Source organism: Chengkuizengella axinellae (assembly GCF_030730905.1).
GTDB classification, from domain to species: Bacteria; Bacillota; Bacilli; order Paenibacillales; family KCTC-33759; genus Chengkuizengella; species Chengkuizengella axinellae.
Genome location: NZ_JAVAMP010000041.1, coordinates 1 through 1,404, shown reverse-complemented (window position 1 = coordinate 1,404; position 1,404 = coordinate 1). Strand labels below are relative to the sequence as shown.

Below are 1,404 nucleotides of genomic sequence, written 5' to 3'. Positions count from 1 at the left end.
GGTGAATTGATCTTAACTTATCAATAGGGGGCGATGATTTGGCTACTTTCACAGGTAATTTTTTAGATTTTGCAAGCACAACGGGAACCCTAGATACTGGAACAAACCCTGATTCTTCCTATGTAGACATTGACTTATACAATGATGATTTTGCACGAATTACACTAGACTTTTCGATAGATCAATCTATATATAAGAGAATTACAGATTATGATTTTACACCACCTTATACAGATGATGACCATGTTGATGAAATTGACATCTATGCATATGACAAAGACGGAGTAAGAACAACAATTATATCAAGTAACACGGACTATACTTCAGCAAGAAATTATGATGGTGGTATTAATGACTTACCTGAAAATTGCGTAAGAATCACTTGTATGGTCATACTCGAAGATATAGGAAGTACGGGGTATGTTTTCTCTAGCACCTTTAGGGGAGATTGGGAGATACAAGCAGAGGATAAAATTGTGTCTCCTCCTCAAAATCTTAGTGTTATAGCAAACACAGGAAATTCAATTACTTTAGAATGGGAACAGCCTTCAGATATAACAGATTTAGCAGGATACAAAGTGAGGTATGGAGTTGGAACAATAACAACAAATGATACAACAGCAACCATATTTAATATTAATGAAGGTGAGACTTACACTTTTAATGTAATCGCATATAACATCTACGGTGTTGAATCTAGCAGCATTCAAATAACTGTAACAGCTCAAAATGTAGATCCAACTATGCCAGGTAATTTATCCATTGATGGTTTTACAGAAAATACGTTATCAATAAGCTGGAACCCTTCCAGTGACAATGTTGGAGTCACAGCATATAGGATTTATTTGGACGATGTTTTAAAAGCCACAACTACGGCTACACACTATACCTTTAATGGTTTAGATGGTGGGAAATTATATACATTGTCTGTTAGTGCGAAAGATGCAGTAGGAAACGAATCTGATAAAAATAGCATTCAAGCTAGGACATTTTTTAAACATGCTGGTCTAACATTACCAAGTGAAAACCCATTCGTGACAGAGGTTATTAATTACATTCGCGATATGGTTAATGAGTTCAGGACCCGTAACGGACTAGATATTATCATTTGGACTGACTCAACGATTACTAGAAAGTACACACCAATAAAGGCTATTCATTGGAATGAAATTGAAGATGCTATCTTAGGTGTTTACACTCAGCTAGGTTTTGAACTCAACAATCAAGATGCAAAACAACAATTTGAAGAAACTATAAAGGTAAAAGATCAACGTTATCCATTGGAGTTGCTACCAAGACGAATAGAGAACATATTAATAGGATTACAAAACAGTTAGGAGGGATGTAAATGGCAAACGTAATTATTAACCGTACCACTAATTTAGTAACTGGTGTAGATAGGGA

Annotated in this window: 1 protein-coding gene; it reads left to right on the top strand. The window is 35.3% G+C overall.

Going from position 1 to position 1,404, the window contains the following annotated elements; translation table 11 throughout:
- Window positions 1–38: 38 nt before the first annotated feature.
- Window positions 39–1,337 (top strand): fibronectin type III domain-containing protein, encoded by a 1,299-nt coding sequence (locus Q5Y73_RS24535; RefSeq protein WP_305994553.1) that lies wholly within the window; start codon window positions 39–41, stop codon window positions 1,335–1,337.
- Window positions 1,338–1,404: the final 67 nt, after the last annotated feature.